We start from the raw sequence: 3233 nt of genomic DNA, 5'->3' as shown, positions 1-3233 counted from the left end.
ACCAGGTCGTCCAGCGCCTCGTCCGAGCGGCCGGCGACCACCGAGCCGATCGGCACGTCGGTGCCCGCGCCGAGCCGGGTGAGCAGCGCGGCGAGTCCGGCCTGCAGGGTCATGAACATCGTCACCCGGTGCTCGCGCGCCAACCGGACGAGGCCGCCGTGGAGTTCGGCGCCGAGCGGCAGGACGACGCGGGCGCCGCGGTGGCCGCTGTCGGCGCGCCGGGGGCGGTCGGCGGGCAGCGACAGTTCCTCCGGCAGGCCGGCCAGGGCCTCGCGCCAGTAGGCGAGTTGGCGGGCGGCCGGGCTCTGCGGGTCGGCCTCGTCGCCGAGCAGCTCGCGCTGCCAGAGCGCGTAGTCGGCGTACTGGACGGGCAGCGGGCGCCAGGTGGGCGCGGTGCCGTCGCGGTGGGCGGCGTAGGCGGCGGCGAGGTCGCCCAGCAGCGGCTCCATCGACCGGCCGTCACCGGCGATGTGGTGCAGGACGAGGACCAGCAGGTGGTCCCCGGTGCCGTCGCCCGCCGGGAGGAGGTGGGCGCGGATCGGCAGGTCGGCGGCGAGGTCGAAGGGCAGCTCCGCGTACCCGGCCACCGCGGCCGCCGGGTCGGCCGGCGGGTCGGTGCGGTGCTCGAAGGGGACGCGGGCCCGGTCGGCCGGGACGATCCGCTGGTACGGCTCGCCGTCCTGTTCGGCGATCACCGTGCGCAGGCTCTCGTGCCGGGCGACCACGTCGGCCAGCGCGGCGGCCAGCACCGCGGGGTCGAGCGGGCCGGCGATCCGCAGGGCGAGCGGCAGGTTGTAGAGGGCGCTGGGGCCTTCCATCCGGTCGATCAGCCAGAGCCGGCGCTGGGCGGAGGAGAGCGGCAGCCGCTCGGGGCGCTCGCCCGCGGTCAGGGCGGGCCGGGCCTCGGCGCCGCCGTCCAGGCGCTGGGCGAGGCCGGCGACGGTCGGGGCCTCGAAGACGTCCCGGATGCCGAGTTCGGCGCCGAGGGTCGCGCGGACCCGGCCGGCCAGCTTCATGGCCAGCAGCGAGTGGCCGCCGAGCGCGAAGAAGTCGTCGTCGATCGAGACCCGGTCGACTCCGAGGACCTCGCCGAACAGGCCGCAGAGCAGTTCCTCGCGGGCCGTGCGGGCCGCGCGACCATTGGTGAAGAGGGTGAAGTCGGGGGCGGGCAGGGCCTTCCGGTCGATCTTGCCGCTTCCGGTCAGCGGGAGGGCGGCGAGCGGGACGACGGCGGCCGGGACCATGTGGGCGGGCAGCGACTCGGCGACGAACCGGCGCAGCTCCAGCGCGAGTTCGGCGCTCGGCTCGGCGGCGGTGGCGCAGTGGGCGACCAGCCGGCGGTCCCCGTCGGCACCCTCGTGCAGGGTGACCACGGCCTGCCGGACGGCCGCGTGGCGGGCCAACGCCTGCTCGATCTCGCCGAGCTCGATCCGGAAGCCGCGCACCTTGACCTGGTGGTCGGTGCGGCCGAGGTAGTCCAGGCCGCCGTCCCGGGTGCGCCGGACCAGGTCTCCCGTGCGGTACATCCGGGCGCCGGGGGTGAACGGGTCGGCGACGAAGCGCTCGGCGGTCAGCGCCGGGCGGCCCAGGTAGCCGCGGGCCAGGCCGGCGCCGGCGAGGTACAGCTCACCGGGGACTCCGGGCGGGACCGGGTTCAGGTGCTCGTCCAGCACATGGGCCCGGGTGCCGCGCACGGCCCGGCCCAGGGACGGGCGGTCGGTGGCCGCGAAGGCGTGGGTGAGGGTGTCGACGGTGGCCTCGGTGGGGCCGTAGAGGTTGCGGGCCGTGGTGTGCGGGGCCGCCTCGCGCAGCCTGCTCCACAGGGCCTGGCCGACCGCCTCGCCACCGAGGAGCAGCACCTTCGGGGCGGCCTCGCCGTCCAGCAGGCCCTCGGCGAGCAGCTGTTCGGCATAGCTCGGGGTGACGTTGACGACGCCGACGGCTTCGCCCCGGACGTACCGGACCAGGGCGGCGGCGTCGCGGCGCAGCTCGTCGCCGATCAGGTGCAGCTCATGGCCGGCGATCATCCAGAGCAGGCTGTCCCAGGAGGCGTCGAAGCAGAGCGAGGCGGTCAGCGCGACGCTCAGCCGGCCGTGCGCCCGCGCGGGCTCCCCGAAGGTCTCGGCCCGGTGGTGGGCCAGCAGCGCGGCGATCGAACCGTGGGTCACCACCACGCCCTTGGGAAGGCCGGTGGAGCCGGAGGTGTAGATGACGTAGGCGGCGTGCGCCGGGTCGGGGCGGACGGCCGGGGCCTCGGCGGGACGCCCGGCCCAGGCCCCGGCGTCCGCGGACAGCACGGTCAGGCCGTCGAGGACCTCGGGCAGCGGCCAGCCGCCGGTGGTGAGCACGGCCGCCGGGCGGGCGTCGGCGAGCATGTGGGCGGTGCGCTCGCGCGGGTACTCGGCGTCCAGCGGCAGGAAGGCCGCACCGGCCTTGAGCACGGCGAGTTGGGCGACGACGGTCTCCGCCGAGCGGGGCAGGGCGAGCGCGACCACGGACTCCGGGCCGACACCGGCGGCCAGCAGGCCGTGGGCCAGGCGGTTGGCGCGGGCGTCCAGTTCGGCGTAGCCCAGCCGCAGTTCACCGAAGACCAGCGCGGTGGCGTCGGGGGTGGCCGCCGCCTGCGCGGCGAAGGCGGCGGTGACGAGCGGGACCTCGGCGGGCAGCTCCGCGGCGGGGGCCAGGAGTGCGGCGCGCTCGCGGCCGTCCAGCAGCTCGGCCCGGCCGATCGGCTGCCCGGGGTCGGCCACGACGGCGGCCAGCAGGCGGCCGAAGCGGGCGGCGATCGCCTCCGCGGTCTCCCGGTCGAACAGGTCGGTGGCGTAGTCGAGCGCGCAGTCCAGGCCGGCGGGGGCGCCCTCGCGGTCGAAGAACTCCTCCAGGGTGACGTTCAGGTCGAACTTGGCGACGCCGGTGTCCGAGGGCAGCGCCTCGACGGCCAGGCCGGGCAGCTCCAACGCGCCCTCGCCGTGGGACTGGAGGACCATCGCGACCTGGAACAGCGGGTGCCGGGCCAGTGAGCGGGCCGGGTTCAGCTCCTCGACCAGGCGCTCGAACGGCACGTCCTGGTGGGCGTAGGCGCCGAGGCCGGTCTCCCGGACGCGGCCCAGGAGTTCGGCGAAGGACGGGTCGCCCGCGGTGTCGGTGCGCAGCACCAGGGTGTTGACGAAGAAGCCGACCAGGTCGTCCAGCGCCTCGTCCGAGCGGCCGGCGACCACCGAGCCGATCGGCAC

The 3233-nt window shown here is 76.6% G+C and carries 1 protein-coding gene; it reads right to left on the bottom strand.

What is annotated here, in order from left to right; all coding sequences use genetic code 11:
• The coding region (locus tag ACFC0B_RS40835) for an amino acid adenylation domain-containing protein (RefSeq protein WP_376098563.1) at window positions 1–3233 on the bottom strand (3233 nt) is incomplete at both ends.

It is taken from the genome of Kitasatospora sp. NPDC056184 (assembly GCF_042268405.1).
GTDB lineage: Bacteria > Actinomycetota > Actinomycetes > Streptomycetales > Streptomycetaceae > Kitasatospora.
Note: the sequence above shows the minus strand (reverse complement) of the source record. Positions and strands in the feature narration are given on the sequence as shown.